The sequence below is a fragment of the Xenorhabdus budapestensis genome (genome assembly GCF_017743015.1).
GTDB lineage: Bacteria > Pseudomonadota > Gammaproteobacteria > Enterobacterales > Enterobacteriaceae > Xenorhabdus > Xenorhabdus budapestensis.
The window spans coordinates 1,761,692-1,780,686 of the sequence record NZ_CP072455.1 but is presented as its reverse complement, the minus strand read 5'-3'; the positions used below and the strand labels follow the sequence as shown (position 1 = coordinate 1,780,686).

At 39.5% G+C, this 18,995-nt stretch carries 10 protein-coding genes, 1 tRNA gene and 4 pseudogenes; 6 read left to right on the top strand and 9 right to left on the bottom strand.

Annotation, left to right across the window (positions count from 1 at the left end; translation table 11 throughout):
• Positions 1 to 123: 123 nt before the first annotated feature.
• From HGO23_RS08095 to HGO23_RS19640, 3 genes and pseudogenes are all read right to left on the bottom strand, one after another.
• A pseudogene (locus tag HGO23_RS08095) lies at positions 124 to 1,337 on the bottom strand (tyrosine-type recombinase/integrase).
• Positions 1,338 to 1,735: 398 nt separating this feature from the next.
• On the bottom strand, positions 1,736 to 2,002 hold the full coding sequence (locus HGO23_RS08090) for a helix-turn-helix domain-containing protein (protein WP_099134068.1): 267 nt from the start codon (positions 2,000 to 2,002) through the stop codon (positions 1,736 to 1,738).
• Positions 2,003 to 3,558: 1,556 nt separating this feature from the next.
• Positions 3,559 to 3,743 (bottom strand): annotated as a pseudogene (locus HGO23_RS19640) (DNA primase); the annotation flags it as partial.
• 508 nt (positions 3,744 to 4,251) lie between these two features.
• Here HGO23_RS19640 and HGO23_RS08085 point away from each other — a divergent pair.
• From HGO23_RS08085 to HGO23_RS08075, 3 genes are read left to right on the top strand one after another with little or no spacing between them, the layout of a single operon-like run.
• Positions 4,252 to 5,460 carry an ABC-three component system protein gene (locus HGO23_RS08085; protein WP_209028508.1) on the top strand — a complete coding sequence of 403 codons (1,209 nt, stop codon included), beginning with the start codon at positions 4,252 to 4,254 and terminating at the stop codon, positions 5,458 to 5,460.
• Entirely contained in the window at positions 5,457 to 5,963 is a 507-nt protein-coding gene (locus HGO23_RS08080) for an ABC-three component system middle component 4 (RefSeq protein WP_209028507.1), read from the top strand. Before HGO23_RS08085 ends, HGO23_RS08080 begins: the two co-directional genes overlap by 4 nt.
• Positions 5,960 to 7,939, top strand: a complete 1,980-nt coding sequence (locus HGO23_RS08075) for an AAA family ATPase (protein WP_209028506.1) — start codon at positions 5,960 to 5,962, stop codon at positions 7,937 to 7,939. Before HGO23_RS08080 ends, HGO23_RS08075 begins: the two co-directional genes overlap by 4 nt.
• Before the next feature lie 1,055 nt (positions 7,940 to 8,994).
• Here HGO23_RS08075 and HGO23_RS08065 read toward each other — a convergent pair.
• The 3 genes and pseudogenes from HGO23_RS08065 to HGO23_RS08055 all read right to left on the bottom strand — a co-directional run bounded on the left by HGO23_RS08065 (position 8,995) and on the right by HGO23_RS08055 (position 13,035).
• A complete protein-coding gene (locus HGO23_RS08065; protein ID WP_244967952.1) occupies positions 8,995 to 11,433 on the bottom strand; it encodes a DUF5906 domain-containing protein in 2,439 nt (812 codons plus the stop codon).
• A 105-nt stretch (positions 11,434 to 11,538) separates the two neighbouring features.
• Positions 11,539 to 12,753 (bottom strand): annotated as a pseudogene (locus HGO23_RS08060) (tyrosine-type recombinase/integrase).
• A 194-nt stretch (positions 12,754 to 12,947) separates the two neighbouring features.
• Positions 12,948 to 13,035, bottom strand: a tRNA-Ser gene (locus tag HGO23_RS08055).
• A gap of 182 nt (positions 13,036 to 13,217) precedes the next feature.
• Here HGO23_RS08055 and tusE point away from each other — a divergent pair.
• On the top strand, positions 13,218 to 13,547 hold the full coding sequence (tusE, locus tag HGO23_RS08050) for a sulfurtransferase TusE (protein ID WP_209028505.1): 330 nt from the start codon (positions 13,218 to 13,220) through the stop codon (positions 13,545 to 13,547).
• Positions 13,548 to 13,562: 15 nt separating this feature from the next.
• On the opposite strand, the gene yccX is transcribed toward tusE, so the two are convergent.
• On the bottom strand, positions 13,563 to 13,841 hold the full coding sequence (gene yccX / locus HGO23_RS08045) for an acylphosphatase (RefSeq protein WP_209028504.1): 279 nt from the start codon (positions 13,839 to 13,841) through the stop codon (positions 13,563 to 13,565).
• A 297-nt stretch (positions 13,842 to 14,138) separates the two neighbouring features.
• On the opposite strand from yccX, the gene hspQ reads away from it, so the two are divergent.
• On the top strand, positions 14,139 to 14,459 hold the full coding sequence (hspQ, locus tag HGO23_RS08040; protein ID WP_176551317.1) for a heat shock protein HspQ: 321 nt from the start codon (positions 14,139 to 14,141) through the stop codon (positions 14,457 to 14,459).
• 82 nt (positions 14,460 to 14,541) lie between these two features.
• On the opposite strand, the gene HGO23_RS08035 is transcribed toward hspQ, so the two are convergent.
• Positions 14,542 to 14,955, bottom strand: coding sequence for a CoA-binding protein (locus HGO23_RS08035; protein ID WP_099135711.1), 414 nt, complete (start codon positions 14,953 to 14,955; stop codon positions 14,542 to 14,544).
• Between the two features lie 149 nt (positions 14,956 to 15,104).
• Positions 15,105 to 17,201: a DNA helicase IV gene (gene helD / locus HGO23_RS08030; RefSeq protein ID WP_209028503.1), complete on the bottom strand. Its 2,097-nt coding sequence runs from the start codon at positions 17,199 to 17,201 to the stop codon at positions 15,105 to 15,107.
• 66 nt (positions 17,202 to 17,267) lie between these two features.
• On the opposite strand from helD, the pseudogene yccS reads away from it, so the two are divergent.
• Positions 17,268 to 18,725: pseudogene (yccS, locus tag HGO23_RS08025) on the top strand (YccS family putative transporter); the annotation flags it as partial.
• Positions 18,726 to 18,995: the final 270 nt, after the last annotated feature.

Here is an 18,995-nt window from a genome sequence, read left to right as displayed (position 1 = left end):
TTAGTAGGAGCTATGCCAGTTCGTAGAGGTGTACGGATTTTCGGGAGCGACCCTAGGCATAGCTTTATTCTTTAACGTCTTCGATAGTCTACTAAAGTCAATAATAACTGTCTATTCATCCAGTTAAATACTCTTCCCAAATTTGCCATGTATCACATTTTCACCTCGTTCGAGTGTTTCCATGTAGTCGGCATACCATTGCAGCATTTCCCTACGACCATCTAAATACTGGGCGTGATTGTAGGTTCCTCGAATGCTGTTCTTATCAACATGAGCAAGCTGTGTTTCAATCCATGCGGTGTTGTAGCCTTGTTCGTGCAATATAGTGCTCATGGTGTGCCTAAAGCCGTGACCTGTGGCTCTACCGCTATAACCCATACGCCTAATCATCGTATTTAATGCCATATCGGATATATGCTTTCTATAATCAGTACGGCTAGGAAAAATATATTGATAACTACCGCTGATTGGGTGTATCTGTTTCAGTAACTCAATAACCTGTTCAGACAATGGCACTATATGAGGGCGGCGCATTTTCATTTTTTCGGCCGGAATTTCCCATATACCAGTATCAAAATTAATTTCTGACCACTCAGCCTTTCTTAATTCGCCTGGTCGAACTCCGGTTAATATAAGAATCCGTAAAGCCACTCTAACAATCTGGCTTCCCATATATTTATCTATAGAAGAAAGGAATTCTGGTAACTCGCTTACTGAAAGATGTGCGTAGTGTTCACGCTCATGAGGAACAAAGGCACTAGCTAAATCTGGCGCTGGATTATACTCCGCCCTGCCCGTAATAATGGCGTCCTTCCAAACTTCACCGCAACGCTGGCGGACTTTCTTCAATTTCTCAGTTGTGCCGCGTTTTTCCATAACAGAAAGCACTTCGAGTAGTTCCATTGGTTTAATGTCAGCAATCGGGCGATCACCTATATAAGGAAACACATCTTTTTCGAATGCGTCCATCATGTCGTCACGATAACCGACAGACCATCTATCTTTTCTACCTTCGTACCATTCGAGAGCGATATTTTTAAATGTATTCTCAGACTGGCTAATTGATGCGACTTTCTCCGCTTTTCTGGCTTCACTCGGATTGATGCCGTTAGCTACCTGTTTTCTAGCCTCATCTCTTTTAGCTCTTGCCTCAGTGAGAGTTACAACTGGGTAGATACCTAACGATATCATTTTAGTTTTACCTGTGAACTGATAACGATAGCGCCAACCTTTAGATCCATTAGTTTCAACTAACAAAGATAGCCCGTTACCGTCCGCCAGCGTATATGATTTTTCTTTTGGCTTAGCACGCTTGATGCCATGTCTGTCAGCTTCATAAATCACCAATATTGTATAGGAAAATTGTAGAGGGAATTTCTATACAAAAAACTATACAACAAATTGCATAGATTTAGGAAGACGACGCTAGACCTTGGGAGAGTTAGATATTGAAGTTCGTTGGAGGAGAGCGCAATACTGGCATATTAACATGCTAATGTTTAATAAGTTAATTTTATGAAAAAAGTTACATACCCCCAATAGTACCCCCACATTATTTTGCTACATCAAATTTGGTCGATTGTGCGTGAAAATTAGGTTTATAACTGTTTAATCATCGTGTTAAAGCAAAAAAGCCATGAGATTTGAAAATGGTCAAATTTAACTGCCATTTCACACTCAAGGCTTCATATAAATATTTATCATTTTTACGAACTAGATCACAAATTAAAACGGGTTATTCCTGTGGTTTATCGCGAACCTTACGTTCAATTAGTCGACCATACGAATCAAAATAGCGACTCGGCCAGATTTCAGATGGGTGTATTTCGAGATAGTTAGCGATAATCCATTCGCCTTTCGGCCACGGTCTGCTGAGAGTATTTGCCAGTGTAGATGAACTGAGTCCCGACTCACGAGAGACAGCCGCTAAAGTTGTACCTCGTTTGCGTAATGCAGCAATAATATCGGCCTGATGCCAGTCATTTTTAACATTGTTATTCATTCCTGCTACCCCTTCCATTAATTAATATTGATGGTGGCGATTCAGACAGGGTTCGCAGTACCGGGAACTATCAACCGGCGAGGCCTAAGCCTCCCCCACCTGAACCGCCATTGAAAAGGCGATAGCAGACACACTGGTAGAAACTTCCTACCAGTGGATAGTTCATTACAAGGCTGCGAAACCTTACCACTGGATTGTGCCAATGGCGGGGAAACTTTAACTGATTGTTTTATCTGAATCAATAACCGAACGGCTAAGTTTAACGACTATAAACTCACTCAACATAACGGACAGCGATCCAAATACTTAATTCCCCAATCAACCAGTTCATTAATTTTCTTACTTATACCTGACAACATGCAATCTCTGGCGCGCGACAGTTCGGACAAAACAAAAAATACCTGCTTTGCCCTTGATCGATATCTGTGCGCCAGAGTGAACGCAAGTTGAGGTATTGCGGGGCATCGGTTGAGTACACGGTACTGCCGCCTGTATGAACAGGTCATCCCCACCGGCATAAAGCCAGCCTCGATATCGTCAATCTCTCCTTTTTCAATCTATAAAAAGCAGTGTCAGATTCACTGCGTGGTTAATCAGGCCAGAGTCTGTCAGGGTTGAGTGATGCTATGGCTGCGGCGTCACTTTCAGCGGTAAACCTGTAAACCTGCAAAAAGTGACACCTTGAGTTCTGTAAACAGTCAGCAAAAATCGTGCGAACGTTGAAGTACCATCAGGCACAGCAAAATGCCGTAAGGTTAAATATCAAACGGTAGTCATGTTAATGGATTAGCTGTAGAAAAATTGTCTATTGAATAATTCAAACAGGGATAGGTAAAAGTATGAACAGATGCGCAAAGGCTATCCTGTTGTTCATTGAAGACAAATAGGATTTATGTTGATTTGAAACGCCAGTGTATGAACCCACGTTCAATACACTTCGGTAACAAGATAAAGATATCCTTTTGGGTTATCTATTAGTTTAAGAGACCTTCATTGCCAGACGATGTTTTAGGTGTCTTGACAATATCTGCTCCCAAAGGTGGGCAGATGTACCGCAATTCTTGCTCTCTCTTTCAGGCTACGAGAGTTTTGTTTCGCCACCCGAAGGCGATCCTGACAGGCGATGGATCATTAGTGTAAGTGGAATATTAGCGGCTATGGTGAGTAGGGTCAACAGCTTATGTTATGGGTTAATTGGAATTTAATCTGTCAAATATAATTTCATAAAATGACTAATTTTGACAGTTTGCTTTAACTCATTTATGCCCCAAAACATGTTGTACACTACTCCTATTAAAAAAGTTAAACTGGATGGGCCACCTAGAAAATCTAATGACCAATTAAAAGAGTTAATAAGAAGGACTCGACTAATTGACTTTATGGTACATAACCGAAACACAACGTAAATTTGCACCATAACAATTTGTTATTACGAAGCAAAATACTTACTGGCACTAAAAGTTCGAAATTCTCCTTTGCTTAAAGCATAAAATCTTGTCGAATGTCTCAGGGCGTGAGGTAGACATTTAATACTGCCATGCTAGAACTCGCTATCACGGGTACGACCACGGCTTAATTCCTGCTAACAGTGCCACAATAATGTTGTCAGTTACGGACTGGTAAATATCAGTTCGGATTTTAGAAAATTTCGTTTTTAAGGAGTCTGACAGATCCAGCGAGGGTACACAATCGCCGCTACGGTGTTAGGAGCGCTAGCTTGGATATGCAGGAAAATAGTCATAGTTTTTTCTCCGTCAGTGGTGTGATTTTCGTCTTCGTGTGCCTGACAGTTCGCTTTCCCTGTATCGCTCCATCCCACACGGGAGCAGAATGCGTGCCACTCCTTGTGGAACGGATTGTGTTGGGAAACCATTAACCGGAAGCAGATATGGAAATGGAAAGCACATAGGAGAAAAAATTAGTTTTTGCATACAGAACGTAGTGCCCCTTGCTCAGTAGTAGTGAAAAAGCTTTCAAGTCTCTTTAATATGAGGAATACAGTTAGCGACTCCCTAATATAGAATAATACATTGATTAATATACATTTAAATTATCAACATAATTTTCAATTGATCAGTTAATCAATTGGTTAGAAAATGTAACCATATACGGAGTATATCTTATTAATAAATAACCCCGCCGCAAGCGCGGGGTATTGATATGAAATCACCCGCTTCGCATCGTTCAGCTTAATTTTATACGTCGCAAGCGACGGGGAGTTCAACCCAAAGAGATTAAAAGAGATAATAATGAGCATGCTAATTTGGAAGAAAAGAAATAATTTTAAAAATATAATATTGTTTATCCACGGATTAAAAGGTGGATCTTCTACATGGTCTTTTAATAAGGATATATCTTTCCCTCAATTAATATCTGATGATGATGATTTAAATGACTGTTTTGATATAGCCTGCTTTGAATATTTCACCAAATTCACAAATAGCTATGGCAAAGCTAAAAATTTATTCTCAAGATTATTTACCACGCTGCCAAAAAGAGAAGTTAACCTTCCAGTTGATGAACTTTCTGAACTATTGGTTGGAGAGTGTCAGATCAACCTTTCAAATTATAATAATATAATTTTTGTTGCTCATAGTATGGGTGGATTGATAGCAAAATCATGCATAATAAAAATGAGTGAAAGAGATATTTCTCATAATATTTCTGGTTTCATTTCGCTTGCAGTTCCGCATTCAGGTTCAGAAACTGCGTCATGGGGTAGTATGGTTTCCTCAAATGTTCAACTGGGTGACTTAAGTGTATTTAGTAGAGAGACTGATGATTTAAACCGCAAATGGATAAGATTACCCAAACTTCCAGAATTAAAATTTTTATATGGTAGCTATGATAATTTTGTTGTTAAACAAAGCGCAATTCCTATCCAAGTTCCCGCAAAAGAATCAATTGCAATTCAAGAAGACCATATGACTATTTGCAAGCCTAAAGATAGAGAATCCAATGTTTATTTAATTGTTAAAAGATTCGCTTTAGAAATAAATAAAAAAATGGTCCTCATTTCATCTCCAACTGAATTCAAAGATAATAGTCAATATGACAAAGAGTTTTTCTTCTTGAAAATGATAATAGCAGATGTCCATAGTGATATAGCAAAGCATGCTAAAGAATATTACTATAATGCAGAATTAGCTAGGAACGTTTTTACCAGCGATCACGATAGAGAGATATTGGGCAGTTTATATAGAAAAATTAGAGAGATATATCAAACTCAATATCATGACTCTATTGCAAATCACAATACATCAAATCAGCTTTTGGCCGCGATACACAAAAAGATAGAGGACGAGGATAAGGTAAAACTTTTATCTCTTCTTAATTCTCTTGGTAGCGTACATAAAAAAGGAATGTTACATCAGCTTGCCAACAAATTAGACAGGGATGTAATCTGGTCTCCCGACACATCTCTTGACTCTTTGCATAATTTAAGAGGTCAGAAATGAATACTTTGCCATATATTCCTCTCGATGAAGAATTAAACTTGAATATTTCTTTGCTTATTATTTTAATTCATACTTTAAGCAAGAATAAAAATGATGTTTGGATATTGAATAAAAACAAAGCTCAAATATTTATGTATTTAATTAAAAACCCATCCAAGCTTGAAGAGGTAATGACTCTCACAGGCAAAAAAAATGTATCCATCGACATGTCTGAAACATATACAATAAAGAGCTTTTCATTAAATGTTGATATATTATTTGAAACATCCAAGATAAAAACACTTTTAAAAAAAATAGCTGCAATGGGATTTCTTAGTGTAAAAAAAATTGGTAATGTAACTTATTTCAGCCTTTCTTATCTTGGTGAAAATTTCTATAATGAACTTGATGGGGAATATTTTAACTCAATAAAAAATTACACTAAATCTTTAGAGAAAATAAAATCATTATCTTCAAGAAAGCTAAACTCTATACTTAATGAAGTATTTAAGGTCTCAAAATGAAATCCTATCTAAGAATTGAACGATTAATACTTGCAGGTGTTCGTAAAAACTACATTGTAAGATTTGAAGAAGGATTAAATATAATACATGGTGATTCAGACACAGGAAAATCTAGTATTCTAGAATTCATTAATTATTTGCTAGGAGCAAGCAAAATAGAATTAGCTGATGAAATAATTACTTCCATTAATTTTGCCGCCTTAGAAATCATCATTAATGATACACCTCATACTATTGTTCGGGATATTTACAAGCCACAGGATTTTATAGAAGTTTACCTTTGTTCTTTCGAAAAAAGAGAAGGTTTTATCTCCAGAAAGTATGCCCCAAACTTTTCAAATAATAATGCTCCAGATGGATTCTACTCCGATTTTTTAATGGATGCATTAAACTTCCCAAAACTTAAATTAAAAGTCTCCCCGACTCAATCGACCAGCCAGTTCAAAAGATTAAGCTTTAGAAATATTATTAAGTATGTTTATGTAAATCAAGATGACATGGGTAGCAAGTCTCTTTTGGGACTCACAGATTGGGCAAAATACACCTATACCAAAGAGGTATTCAAGTATATATATAATGTTCTAGACACTGACATCTTAGATATAGAACAACAAATATCTAACAAGCGTATAGAGCTAAATAATTTAAGGAAAAAATATGAACATGTTTCTGATTTTCTTAGAGAGACCGGATACGAGAGTATACCATCAATTGATGATGCAATAGGAGAGTGTGAGGTAATTTATGAATCATTCAATGATGAACTTTCTAAACTAAATAACAACATGATGGCAAATTCAGACAATTACAATCAACTTAAGACCTACCATTCTGAATTTAGCCTTAAAATAAAAGTAATCACTAAAAACATCGAAGATATTACATCTAAGAAAGAACAGTATATTAGACTTAAAAATGATTATGCAAATGATATAAAGAAAATAAAAGCAATCCATTTAGTGAATAAGAAAATTGGTGTAGCCCAAGATATGAAATGTAACTGCCCGATCTGTGATAATATAATCACTATCGAAAAAGGCGATGGAGGTTTCATTAAATCTAAACCTGAATCTTTGGACGAAGAATTACTTTCTTTACTAAAGAGAGAAAAATCTATTGAAGAGCTTATTATAACCCTGACTAACGAACAAAGGAATCTCTTAGGTAATAAGGTTAAACTTGAGGGTGATTTAATCAAAGTTAGTGAAATGATAGATACTGAAGCAAAACAGTTTATCACACCTTTTCTCACGCAACGCGATGCCTTGTTAAAGGAGATGACTTCTGTAAGTAAAAAGAGAGAAAGCTTGGTTTCGAGCTTGAGAGTTAGAAATCATCAAGATGAACTTTTAACTAAGCAAAAAACTATTTCTGATAATATTGAAACTTTAATAGAAAAACTTGATGATTTAAAAGGTAAGGCTCCAAGCATTGAGGGAGTATTATCTTCTTTGGGTGATGATTTAATGGCTTTCTTAACTGGTGTGAAAATAAAAAATAGAACTGGCATAAGTATTAATAAGAAACACTTTTCCCCTGTCGTAAGAGAAAGAGATTATTTCAATATAACATCTGGCGGATTAAGAACGATAATTTCCATAGGATATATGGCAGCAATATTGAAAAGCTCAATTGATGCTGATATTAATCATCCCCGCCTTTTAATGCTTGATACGATAGGTAAATATCTGGGTAAAAACCTAAAGCCAAAATATGCTGCACAAACAAATATAAAAGAAGATATTGATGAAGGAATTTCAGATCCTGAAAAATATGAAAACATTTACAATGAACTCATTGAAATATGTAATTATGCACAGAGAAAAAAATCACCATGCCAGATAATAGTGGTTGATAATGATGTACCAGACAAGCTCTCAGAGAGACTAAAGGCTATTACCGCCGCACATTTCAGCACAAACCGAGAAAATGGATTACCCGTTGGATTAATTGACGATGTGATTTACAAACATTAACATATCTATTATTGGGGGTTGTGTTTAATAATGGAGAGTAGATTATAGTTAGGGCAGGTAACACTGGAATTCCGCCATATTATTGAAAGTTCTATTACATTTCCGGAGCGTTGACGATGGATATGATTAATATCAGCGCACAGGATAATTTGATTGGTATTTATTTTGGGCAGGATTACGATCTTTTTGATGACAATGAAAAGATCGAACCGAAAATAAGGCGTTTCTAGCCGCTTCTCATAAAGGAATGCAGTATGCGGTTATCGGTGATATTGCCTCTTACTACGCAAATCGACGACCTAATCACTGATTTCAGAGCGCATTATCAAAGAACTTTTGTTCCCGAGAACTGGAGCATTATGTCCGAGGCATTTATGAAACTGGTCAGAGAAAAGATTAAGGTTGCCTTGTCCTCTGGATAGACGTTAACCGTAGTTTGGATTCCAGATATCTATAAACCGAACTTAATGCGATTGAAACTGTAAATAGAGCGTCATGGGTTTATGTCCACTTGGCACAAAGCCGACTGTTTAATTAGGTCTCGCTCAGATCATTAATAGTGTCAGATCGAATCTTATTTAGTAATAAAATTGGTACAACTAACTCTTTTTCTCCAGAATCAGGCTAAAAGTAATTTCCAATGATTTAGATGTAATAGTTCAACCCCTACTGACGCGCTGCGCTTGTCTTCTCCGAGTTACCGGGCTAATACATTAACCCAGTAACTCGGAGAGCTGAAAAAAACACCTGCCAGAGAAAACATTTTTATCTACCCCTCCCTATTAAAGAATTAGGGATAAAACTGTTCACCTTTGAGTATTTTTATTTAAATTCATGTTGTTAAAGGGTGATGAGTTGAAATTAAACTCATCACCACTCTTCACCCAACCGTTCACCTCCAACCAGAAAAAAGGTGAACAGTGATGAATAGTTGTGAACAGTTTTAAAATAACTATTCACCCTATAATTACTTGATATATTTGATTTAAATTATAGAGTGAACAGTGGTGAATACTTTTGTATATTTCTTTGAAAATGACTGTAATCAGAAAAAATTATTCTTCTGGCAGGCTATCCCTTGTCAATTTCGGCATCCATTCGATAGCAGTATCAAGGTTCAGGCTCAGATTGCTACGAATGCCCTGTTTGCTTTTCTTGCGTAAATATTGCTGGCTGTACTCTGCCAGTGCGCCTGACATATCCATGCCGAAACGAGTCACGGAAACAGGTTTATTCAGGTTATTGCCTTTCATATAAGCAAGATAGGCGTGATAAAGGTATTTGCGGGGATTGAACGGCATAATTTCCGCATTACCGATTAATAGGCCGTCAACTTCATGGGAAGCAATGAGATAACCGCAAAAATCGACCAGTGGATCTGTACCGCGTTTGATATCCAGTGCTTCTTCTGATTTCTGTTGCTCTGCCAGTAAACACCTTGCAGTTTGCGGATCAAGGAATCTGTGAAGCAAATGCCGGATAATCACAGGCAATTCTGCCGCAATTTTATCCCGCAGGAGCGGATCACGTTCATTTTCCGGCACGATTTCGGAAAAATTAAAAATCACCCGACGCCGCGATACTCCACCACTGCGATCACTGAAACTCATGGCATTATTGTTTACTGCCAGTACAACGGCGGGAATACGGGTTGAATAGGGTTGTTTGTGCTTCGGATCGATGGCAACTTCATCTCCGCCTGTAATCGCCTTGATACCAGAACCATCGCCCGCATAACGGGTTTGGTCTGGCAGGATAATCAGCGAATAACCGACAATCAACGCCCTTTCCCGTGGATTTTCCAGTGCGGCCATACTTGCGGAAACGGTATTGCCTTTACCTGCCAGCATGGAACAAATTTCGGCAAAGATACTTTTGCCACTACCTCCTGCTCCGGTGACTTCCAGAAAAAGTTGCCAGTCATAACGGTTCGCCAGCACCATAAACAGTGCTGCCAGCACTCTGTTTGTTTTATTTTCACAGTTGGCTGTTACCTGATTGAGCCAGCGCCAGAACTGTGGCGCGTGATCTTGCAGGGTTTCCCCCGAAACAGGAGAATTGAATTCAACGTCATTGGCAAGCAATAGCCAGTCATTTTTGCGGTGAGGCCGGAACTGACCGGCTTTCAAGTCAAACACGCCATTACTAAACCCGATTAAGTGGCGTTCTGGTGGTTGCATCATGGGAAGTTGTAATTTCAAAGCATCCACGGCAGAGCTGATACCATGTGGCGAGTATGGTAGTTTCTCTTCCATAAAAGCAGCCACCATTTCCCGCCTTAAATCACGGTCACTGACCGGACGCCAGATAATACCGTCATAGTGATGAACAGTTTCCGAAGCACCATCCAGTGCCAAATCACCGTTATAACGTGCCAACAATACTTCTCCGCGTTGGCTGGCTCCCATTTGGCATAATGTCAACTTAGATGACTCAGCATCATTGGACTGAATAGCTTCTTTTTTCTTGGTTAATGCTGGTTGATAAAGCTCCTGAGCAAAGGCTTGCTGTGCTATTTCCACACCGTGTTGCTGGCGATAATCGTCCCAATCAGCTTTTAATTCCGTAGGCGGTAGCGTTATCCAGCCGCTAATCGCTATAGCGGTATTCTCTGCTGCTATTTTGCCAACATTCTTTTTTAGCCTGCCATTTTTGTCTCGTTCTTCCGGTTCGTGCCAGTCGTTATCGGCGGCAATTATGATTCTGGAGTTTGGGTGCAGCTCTCTAACCTGCCCGGCAACAATCAATAGGTTACTTTCATCAATCGCTGCCAGTACCACACCTTTATGTAGTTGACTGACAGTTAAAGCTGTCGCGTAACCCTCGGTAATAATGAAAGTGTCTGGCACTCCGATAATTTCAAATACTGGGATAAAACTGCCTTTTTTCTGTGTACCTGCAACAAGGCGTTTTTCGCCGTTCGGCTTGATGGTCTGTGCGCCCGTGATTGTGCCATCCAGTGTCTGAGTCACCAGCAATAAAGAACCGTCTTTTAACAATCGCTGATTAGGGCATTGCAACCCCTTTTTCACCAGATATTGAGATTCACCCGTAACAGCAGCGGCAACCAGTGCCGTGATGCGTTCTGAGATCGGTTTAGCGCTATGAATCGGCGTTTGGGTTGGCTTGGGTTCTGGCAAAGGCAATGCCAACGCATCTGCAATAATTTTTGCAGCGTCAAAAATTGAGATCCGGTTGGTTTTAGCCACTAAATCCAATCCATCACCATAGTTCGGAGCGTCATACTGGCGGCAATGCCAGTTGCCGTGATGGTGATCGTCGATAAAGTGGAAACGGTCAGTGCCACCACAGACAGAGCAAGCGCCATGTTTACCCTTTTCGGGAATATCAATACCACAGGCAGGTAGCAGATTTTCCCAGTGATACATGGCGGATTTTTTTACTGTTTGGATAAAATCGAGTGGTTTTTGTTCGTCTGTTTTATCTGAATATGTAAATTTGGGGTGAGTTTGGGTATGCTGTGTATCAGCCATCATCGTTACTCCTATTAACGGTTGTTGGTTAGACGCCTCAGATGTGTTGCTGCACACTGGGGCGTTGTTTTTTATGTTACTTTTCTTAAAAAAATCGCTATATCTTTATGCCCTTTTGCCAAATTTCCCGATCAGCACATTTTCGCCTCGTTCCAGCATCTCCATATAATCGGCATACCATTGCAGCATTTCCCGGCGACCATCCAGATATTGCGCGTGGTTGTAAGTACCCCGGATGCTGTTTTTATCGACATGAGCAAGCTGTTTTTCAACCCATGCAGTGTTGAAGTCTTGATCGTGCAGGATGGTACTCATAGTATGGCGAAAGCCGTGGCCTGTCGCTCGTCCTGAATATCCCATACGTCGGATCATGGTATTGATTGCCATATCAGATATATGCTTTCTGTAATCTGTACGGCTTGGAAAAACATATTGATAACTGCCGCTGATAGGCTGAATTTGCTTCAATAAATCGATAACTTGCTCTGATAATGGCACTACATGAGTACGGCGCATTTTCATTTTTTCGGCTGGAATTGTCCAAACAGCCTTATCTAAATTAATTTCTGACCATTCAGCTTTGCGAAGTTCTCCCGGACGAACGCCGGTTAATATCAGCATTCGCAATGCCGTTCTGACTATCTGGCTACCCATATATTTATCAATGGAACGGAGAAATTCAGGTAATTCATCTACTGAAAGGTGAGCGTAGTGTTCGCGTTGATGAGGGATAAAAGCACTCGCTAAATCTGGAGCTGGGTTATATTCTGCCCTGCCAGTAATAATTGCATATGTCCAAACTTCACCACAGCGTTGGCGGACTTTCTTTAATTTATCGGTGACGCCTCTCTTTTCCATAATAGAAAGGAGGTCTAATAATTCGAGGGGTTTTATTTCAGCAATCGGGCGATGACCAATATAAGGGAAAACGTCTTTTTCGAATGCGTCCATCATATCTTCACGATAACCAACAGACCACCTGTCTTTTCTTCCCTCGTACTATTCACGCGCAATACTTTCAAAGGTATTACTGATTTCTCCCTGAGCCGCCAGTTTCTTTTGTTTTTTATCTTGGTTGGGATCAATACCTTCGGCTATCAGTTTTTTGGCTTCATCACGTTTTCTTCTGGCCTCTGCCAGAGTGATAAGTGGAAAAGTGCCAATGGAAAGTAATTTTTCTTTTCCTGCAATGCGGTATTTCAGTCGCCAGTATTTAGAACCGGTTGTCTTTACCAGCAGATATAAACCGCCGCCATCCGATAGCTTAAAATCTTTATCTTGGGGTTTTACTGTTTCAACTTGTCGGGCTGTTAGTTTCATATTTCTAGCATCCTTGCCCCCTCACAGTAATGGGGGTATTTTTTTAGGGGGTACAGAAAGTTACCCCTATATATACCCCCTGACTGGGGTACATTGCAATAGATGCCAGTAGACGTTGATAGAGTGTTATTTGGGGATTTTCGTTGATTTTATTGGGAAAAGTAGACTTTAAGAGATGCTGCTAGAAGTGTAACTGGCGGAGGAGGAGAGATTCGAACTCTCGGATGGTTTCCCATCGGCGGTTTTCAAGACCGCTGCCTTCAGCCGCTCGGCCACCCCTCCGCGATGTCGAGCACTATAAACATCACTGTTCCCAATGTAAAGTATTTATATGTTCAATTGATGTCAAATTGTTCACATCACTGTTTATTGGATCATTTATTCAGCATTTATGATGATCTTTCTTGGGAACAAAGGTGATTTTTGCTAAATTGCCGCCATCATTATAGATTGGTTAAAAAGTTATGTTGGTATTTGAAGGTCGTGAGATCGAAACTGATGCACAAGGTTATCTGAAAAACAGCAGTGACTGGAAAGAAGCTATGGCACCATTGCTTGCTGAGCAGGAAGATATCACTTTGACCGAACAACATTGGCAAGTGGTTCGTTTTGTGCGCGAATTTTATGAGGAGTTCAACACTTCTCCTGCTATCCGAATGTTAGTCAAAGCAATTTCACAGAAATATGGCGAAGAAAAAGGAAATAGTCGCTATCTTTATCGCTTATTTCCCAAAGGGCCAGCAAAACAAGCAACTAAAATTGCAGGTCTTCCAAAACCAGTAAAATGTATCTGAATCAGACATCCGTCTTTAATGGCGGATGCTGAAATCGTCCATTTCTTTCACCTCACAAAACTGCGATTGAAAATGTTCAATCTTTGACCCCGGAGGCCCTCCCTGCTCTAACCAATGGATTAATTTTTTGATTTGCCCCTCATTACCACAAGCAACTATTTTGACACTACCATCATTCATATTGCGAACATATCCCAACAGTTTATTCTGTTTTGCCCAGTGATATGTTTGATAACGAAAGCCAACTCCCTGTACTCGTCCATATACATAAATAGTGATACTTTGAGTAGTCATCTTTTGTCTCCCCACAAGCAAAATTGAAGAAATATCCCCAGTCACCTAATAGGACATGTTGCCGAAAGTGCGTTTCTTTTTCCTTGTGTAACCGTTCGAAATCTATTGGGTATAATAACTTTGGCATACTAAGACCACTTTTAGTATTGTATTTTATATACACAACAGCTAACCTGAATTATGAGATGGTGATCACATACCATCCTGAATGCAAGATTCCGGTTACCGGGTGTGCGCTTGAAATTTACCTTTTTGCCCTTATATAAGAGTGATTGCAAGGTTTCTCTGGAGGTGACTATGATGATCGCCAGCAAATTCGGTATCGGCCAGCAAGTTAGGCATAAGTTGCTAGGCTATTTGGGTGTTGTTGTAGATATTGATGCTGAATATTCTTTAGAACAACCGCAGGAAAATGATATTGCATCTAATGCTACTTTACGTTCAGCTCCGTGGTATCACGTTGTGATGGAAGGTGATGATGGGCAACCCGTTCACACCTATTTGGCAGAGGCACAATTGACTTACGAGATATCAGATGACCACCCAGAACATCCTTCTTTGGATGAGTTAGCTGAGTCTATCCGCAGCCAATTGTTAGCCCCAAGGTTAAGAAATTAAACAAATCTCTTCTCTTTACTGAAAATAATTTTAACAATTCTGGTAAAGAAAGGCGGTGAAACAAAAACGAACATCGCCTTCTTTATTTTTCCAATCCTAAACGGGGAATTTCAATTTTTGGGCAGCGATCCATGACAACGTTTAATCCCTTATTTTCTGCCAGTAATTTTGCTTCATCATTAATTACCCCTTTTTGTAGCCAAAGCACTTTTGCCCCAATAGTAATAGTTTCCTCAGCAACACCATAAGCAGCAGTTGCATTGCGGAATACTTCAACCATATCAACTGATTGTCCGATATCAGATAATTGCCCCACTACCATCTGTCCCAATAATGTTTTTCCCACTAATTTAGGGCTGACCGGAATAACGCAATATCCCTGATTGAGTAGATATTCCATGACTTTATAACTCGGCCGTTCCTGTTTCTCACTCGCCCCGACTAACGCGATGGTTTTGACCTTTTTCAGAATATTTTCTATGTACTGATCACTCATTTAATCCTCCTTTATGCCTTTCATTATCAACTCTCCCCTTTTTACAGAAAAAGTCGATATTCTTGTACCGGACTATCAAGGTTATCTGCATGAAAAATTAAAATAGTTTCAGCCATCAATAAGGATAGAGTCTGCCCTCTCCCGAAAACCTAAGGTTTACGCTGGATTGGAACACCCAATTGAGAGAGTTGGTGAATAAAGACCGATGGGTTCTTCGACTCCTGCATCAACCATACCTGTTTTTTTGCCCTTGTCAGTGCAACATACAAAAGGTAACTCTCTTCTGCATCAGAAAATTTTTCAGGTTGTGGCAATAACACCTGTTCTAATACAGAACCTTTCTCTGATACAGGAAAACCATCTCTACCTTGCCGTAATCCCAAGACAATTACGTAATCTGCCTGTTGTCCCTGGGATTCATGGATCGTCATGAATTTAATATTCAAATTCGGCCAACGGGTAGAAGATTTTTTCATTAGATCAGGCTTAAGGTGATGGTAACGAGCCAATAACAAGATGGTCTCTTCGTTAGTGACATAACCACTCATTTTGTTCAGTAATGCTTCCAGTTGCTCTTCCGGCAAGATTACAACTGATTTTTTATTCCCTTTTCTTAAATTATGAGTGGTTAGTTTACTGCATGAATGGCTCACTTGATGGGGATATTGCCGGATAAATCCATTAGCAATTTCACCAATGTGATCATTAAAACGATAAGTGGTATCCAAAATACACTCAGTAACCTCGTCAGAAATACTCTCATCAGAAATACTTTTACCGAAAACCTCTTCAGCAAAATAAAAAGTCGGGTTTGTATCATTAATTTGATAAATTCCCTGCCAATCATCTGCAACAGCAAATATATTACTTTGTTTATTCTGTACTCTCAGTGCTGCCAATAACCTGACGCTTAATGGAGAGATATTCTGAAAATCATCCAGCAAAATATGTTTCCACGGGCTAATGAAACGCCCTTTTCCCAGAACATTTATTGCCTGATAGATCAAACCAGAGAAATCCATCGTCCCTTCTGTCTTTAATGCTGATTTCCAGGCCTTCAGTAATGGTGCCATAAGACGTATGCGTTTTTGAAACAGGCCAGCATGTTCAGGCAAAGCCTGCTCAATCATCTCTTTCTGGCTGCCACCGTGCATTCTTATTAGCCCCAGCCAGTGTTCCAGACGACTGGATAAACAAGTCTGCACTTGTTTATCATGCCAGTATTCTCCATACGGTAATTGCCAGTCCAGCTCTTCTTCCAACCATTCTCGCCAACCTTTTGCCTGCGCTTTTTTTTCATTGCACTGTTTTTGCCATTCCCGAATGAGAAAATCACGGCGCTTTTGAGCATTAGTTTCTAATTCGCTGATTTTGGTAACATGATTACCGGCTTGCCGAATAATATTGAGTGCCAGTTCATGGAATGTTTGCGCTTTTATCTCTTTTGTTTCCAAACGTAACTGAATACGTTTATTTATCTCATCAGCCGACTGACGCTCGCAAGAGAGTAATAAAATCTGTTCAGGACGTGCCTGTTGGCGTAACAATAACCATCCAGCACGCGCAACTAAAACAGAGGTTTTCCCACTCCCAGCACTTCCCAAAACTAATATGGATTTTTCACCGTTAACTACGGCCCGGCACTGAGAATGATTAAATGACAAATTTTCTATGGACTGGAAAAACTCACCATATTGTTCCAACATGCGCTCAACCCACTGCTGGTTTATGAGCTTTAATTTTCTTTCTCCTTCATTCAACCAGTCCAAACAAATCTGATAGTTATCACAGCAATTCTCAAATTGTTTAACTCTTTGTAAGGGTAAAGGGAGGGATTGAAATGTTTCCTGGATTTGTTGCTGCAATAAAGACAAATCTGCTATTTTAATCCAACGGTTCAGTTGCCTGATTTCATCAATTTGATTTACCTGGGCAGCCAATACATCAGCACTGACATCACTCATATCAAGGCTCCATACCTGCCATTTTTTCAGTAAATAATGATAAAAATGCTGTGTTTGCTGCCATTCAGTCCCATGTAACCGGACAACTTTTCCTTCAGGTAATTCAAATTCCAGTTCCCCCCAGACAATCCCTCGCTTACACTGAACATTAATTAATTGATTAAATGGAATTAGGTACTGATGCTTGTCACCACTGACTTCAATGCCAGCATTAAGCAAACGCACCCGATTATATGGGTGCCGGGCAAGTCGTTGACCAATTTGTGTTGATTTTAGTTCCATTGTAATAGCACCGTACCTGAAAATTGTTGAGCGCCCCGCTCATATAAATGTTATTAGGAGTATTTTGTGCTAACGGTTTTTTCCAGCGCCCGCCATTTTCTGTATAACAATCACGTTCTCTATTATATTCGTATATTCATTGCGCTAACAGGAACAACTCTCGTTCCCTGGTTATTGCAGGAAGAACCCAAAATCACGTCCCATTCACTTTAGGCGTCGTTGCCCGCAGCATTAACAGATTTGGATGATCGCTTAGTCGGCCGTTTACGCAACCTTGTTATCACTTTAATCTCCTTCTTTGCTGCCTCTGTATCCATCACTCTGCTTTTTCCTTATCCCTGGCTTTTCTTTTTTGGTCTGGCAATCTCTACCTGTAGTTTTATCCTGCTCGGCGCTTTATTGATTGCTATTTATACCATGCTCGGTGCATCCATATTTCCTGTCTGGTATCAGCAACCTTTATTATTACTCACTGGTGTAATTTGGTATAACTTGCTGACATTGGCGGGGCATTTACTGTTTCCTATTCGCCCATTACAAGAAAATCTGGCCCGTTGTTACCACCAGCTTTCTGCATACCTTTACACCAAAACGAATCTGTTTGACCCCGATTCTGAAGCCGAAGAATATAAACAAGCTGTATTTGATGTTGTTATGGCTAACAGCACATTAGTTACAGCACTCAATCAGGCCAAAATAGCTTTATTAAGTCGTCTGAAAGGGGATCGAGGACAACAGGGAACCCGTAAGACTCTCCACTATTATTTTGTTATTCAGGATATCCATGAACGGGCCAGTTCATCCCACATTCAATATCAAAAGCTACGGGAAACGTTGCGTCACAGCGATATTCTATTTCGTTTCCAACGATTATTATCCATGCAAGCACACGCCTGTGAGCAAGTTTCACAATCCATTATCCTGCGTAAACAGTATCAGCATAGCTCACGTTTCAAGAATGCTTTCAACTATCTTGAAAACTCGCTGGAGAGATTAAAAAACAAGCAAATAGCTGACACTAAGATAAACATATTCAATAATTTACTGAATAACTTACGAGCAATTGATACTCAATTAGCAGGGCTCAGTTCTGACCAATATTTCATTTCCCCAGGGTTCTCTTACATTGATAAGCAAGGCAGTAATAAGCAAAGCAATAAGAATCAAAACCATGATAAACAAGAAGATACACAATTATCCGATGAAACCTTAACGGGTTGGCGTGATATTTGGTTTCGGCTCCGCAGCAATCTGACACCAAAATCAACCCTGTTCCGCCATGCTATTCGTATATCTGCTCTGCTATGTACTGGTTATGCGATTATTCAACTGTTTGATTTACAACGGGGCTATTGGATCTTGCTGACCAGCCTATTTGTTTGCCAACCTAACTATAGTGCAACCCTCCGTCGTCTTGCTTTCCGTGTTATTGGCACGCTGGCAGGCATTTTGATTGGGTTACCCATTCTCTACCTTGTGCCTTCTATTGAAGGACAACTATTTTTGATCGTGATTTCAGGTGTGACTTAATGGCGCAATCTGTCATGTTGAATTTGTATTACAACAGAACAGAATCGATAATGAGCCTCTTCAGGATATTTCAGAGCATTTGATCAAAAGAAGTAATCAGCTGACCTCTGATAACAATAAAGTCCAACTTGTATTACAGCAGGTGGGGTTATTGATTGAATTATTACCGGAAATTGTTACATTAAAAAAACAAATTAATAAACAGGAAAAATATTAAATGGTAGAGTTATTTATTCAATTGTTACGCCTTTGTTTAACAAACAT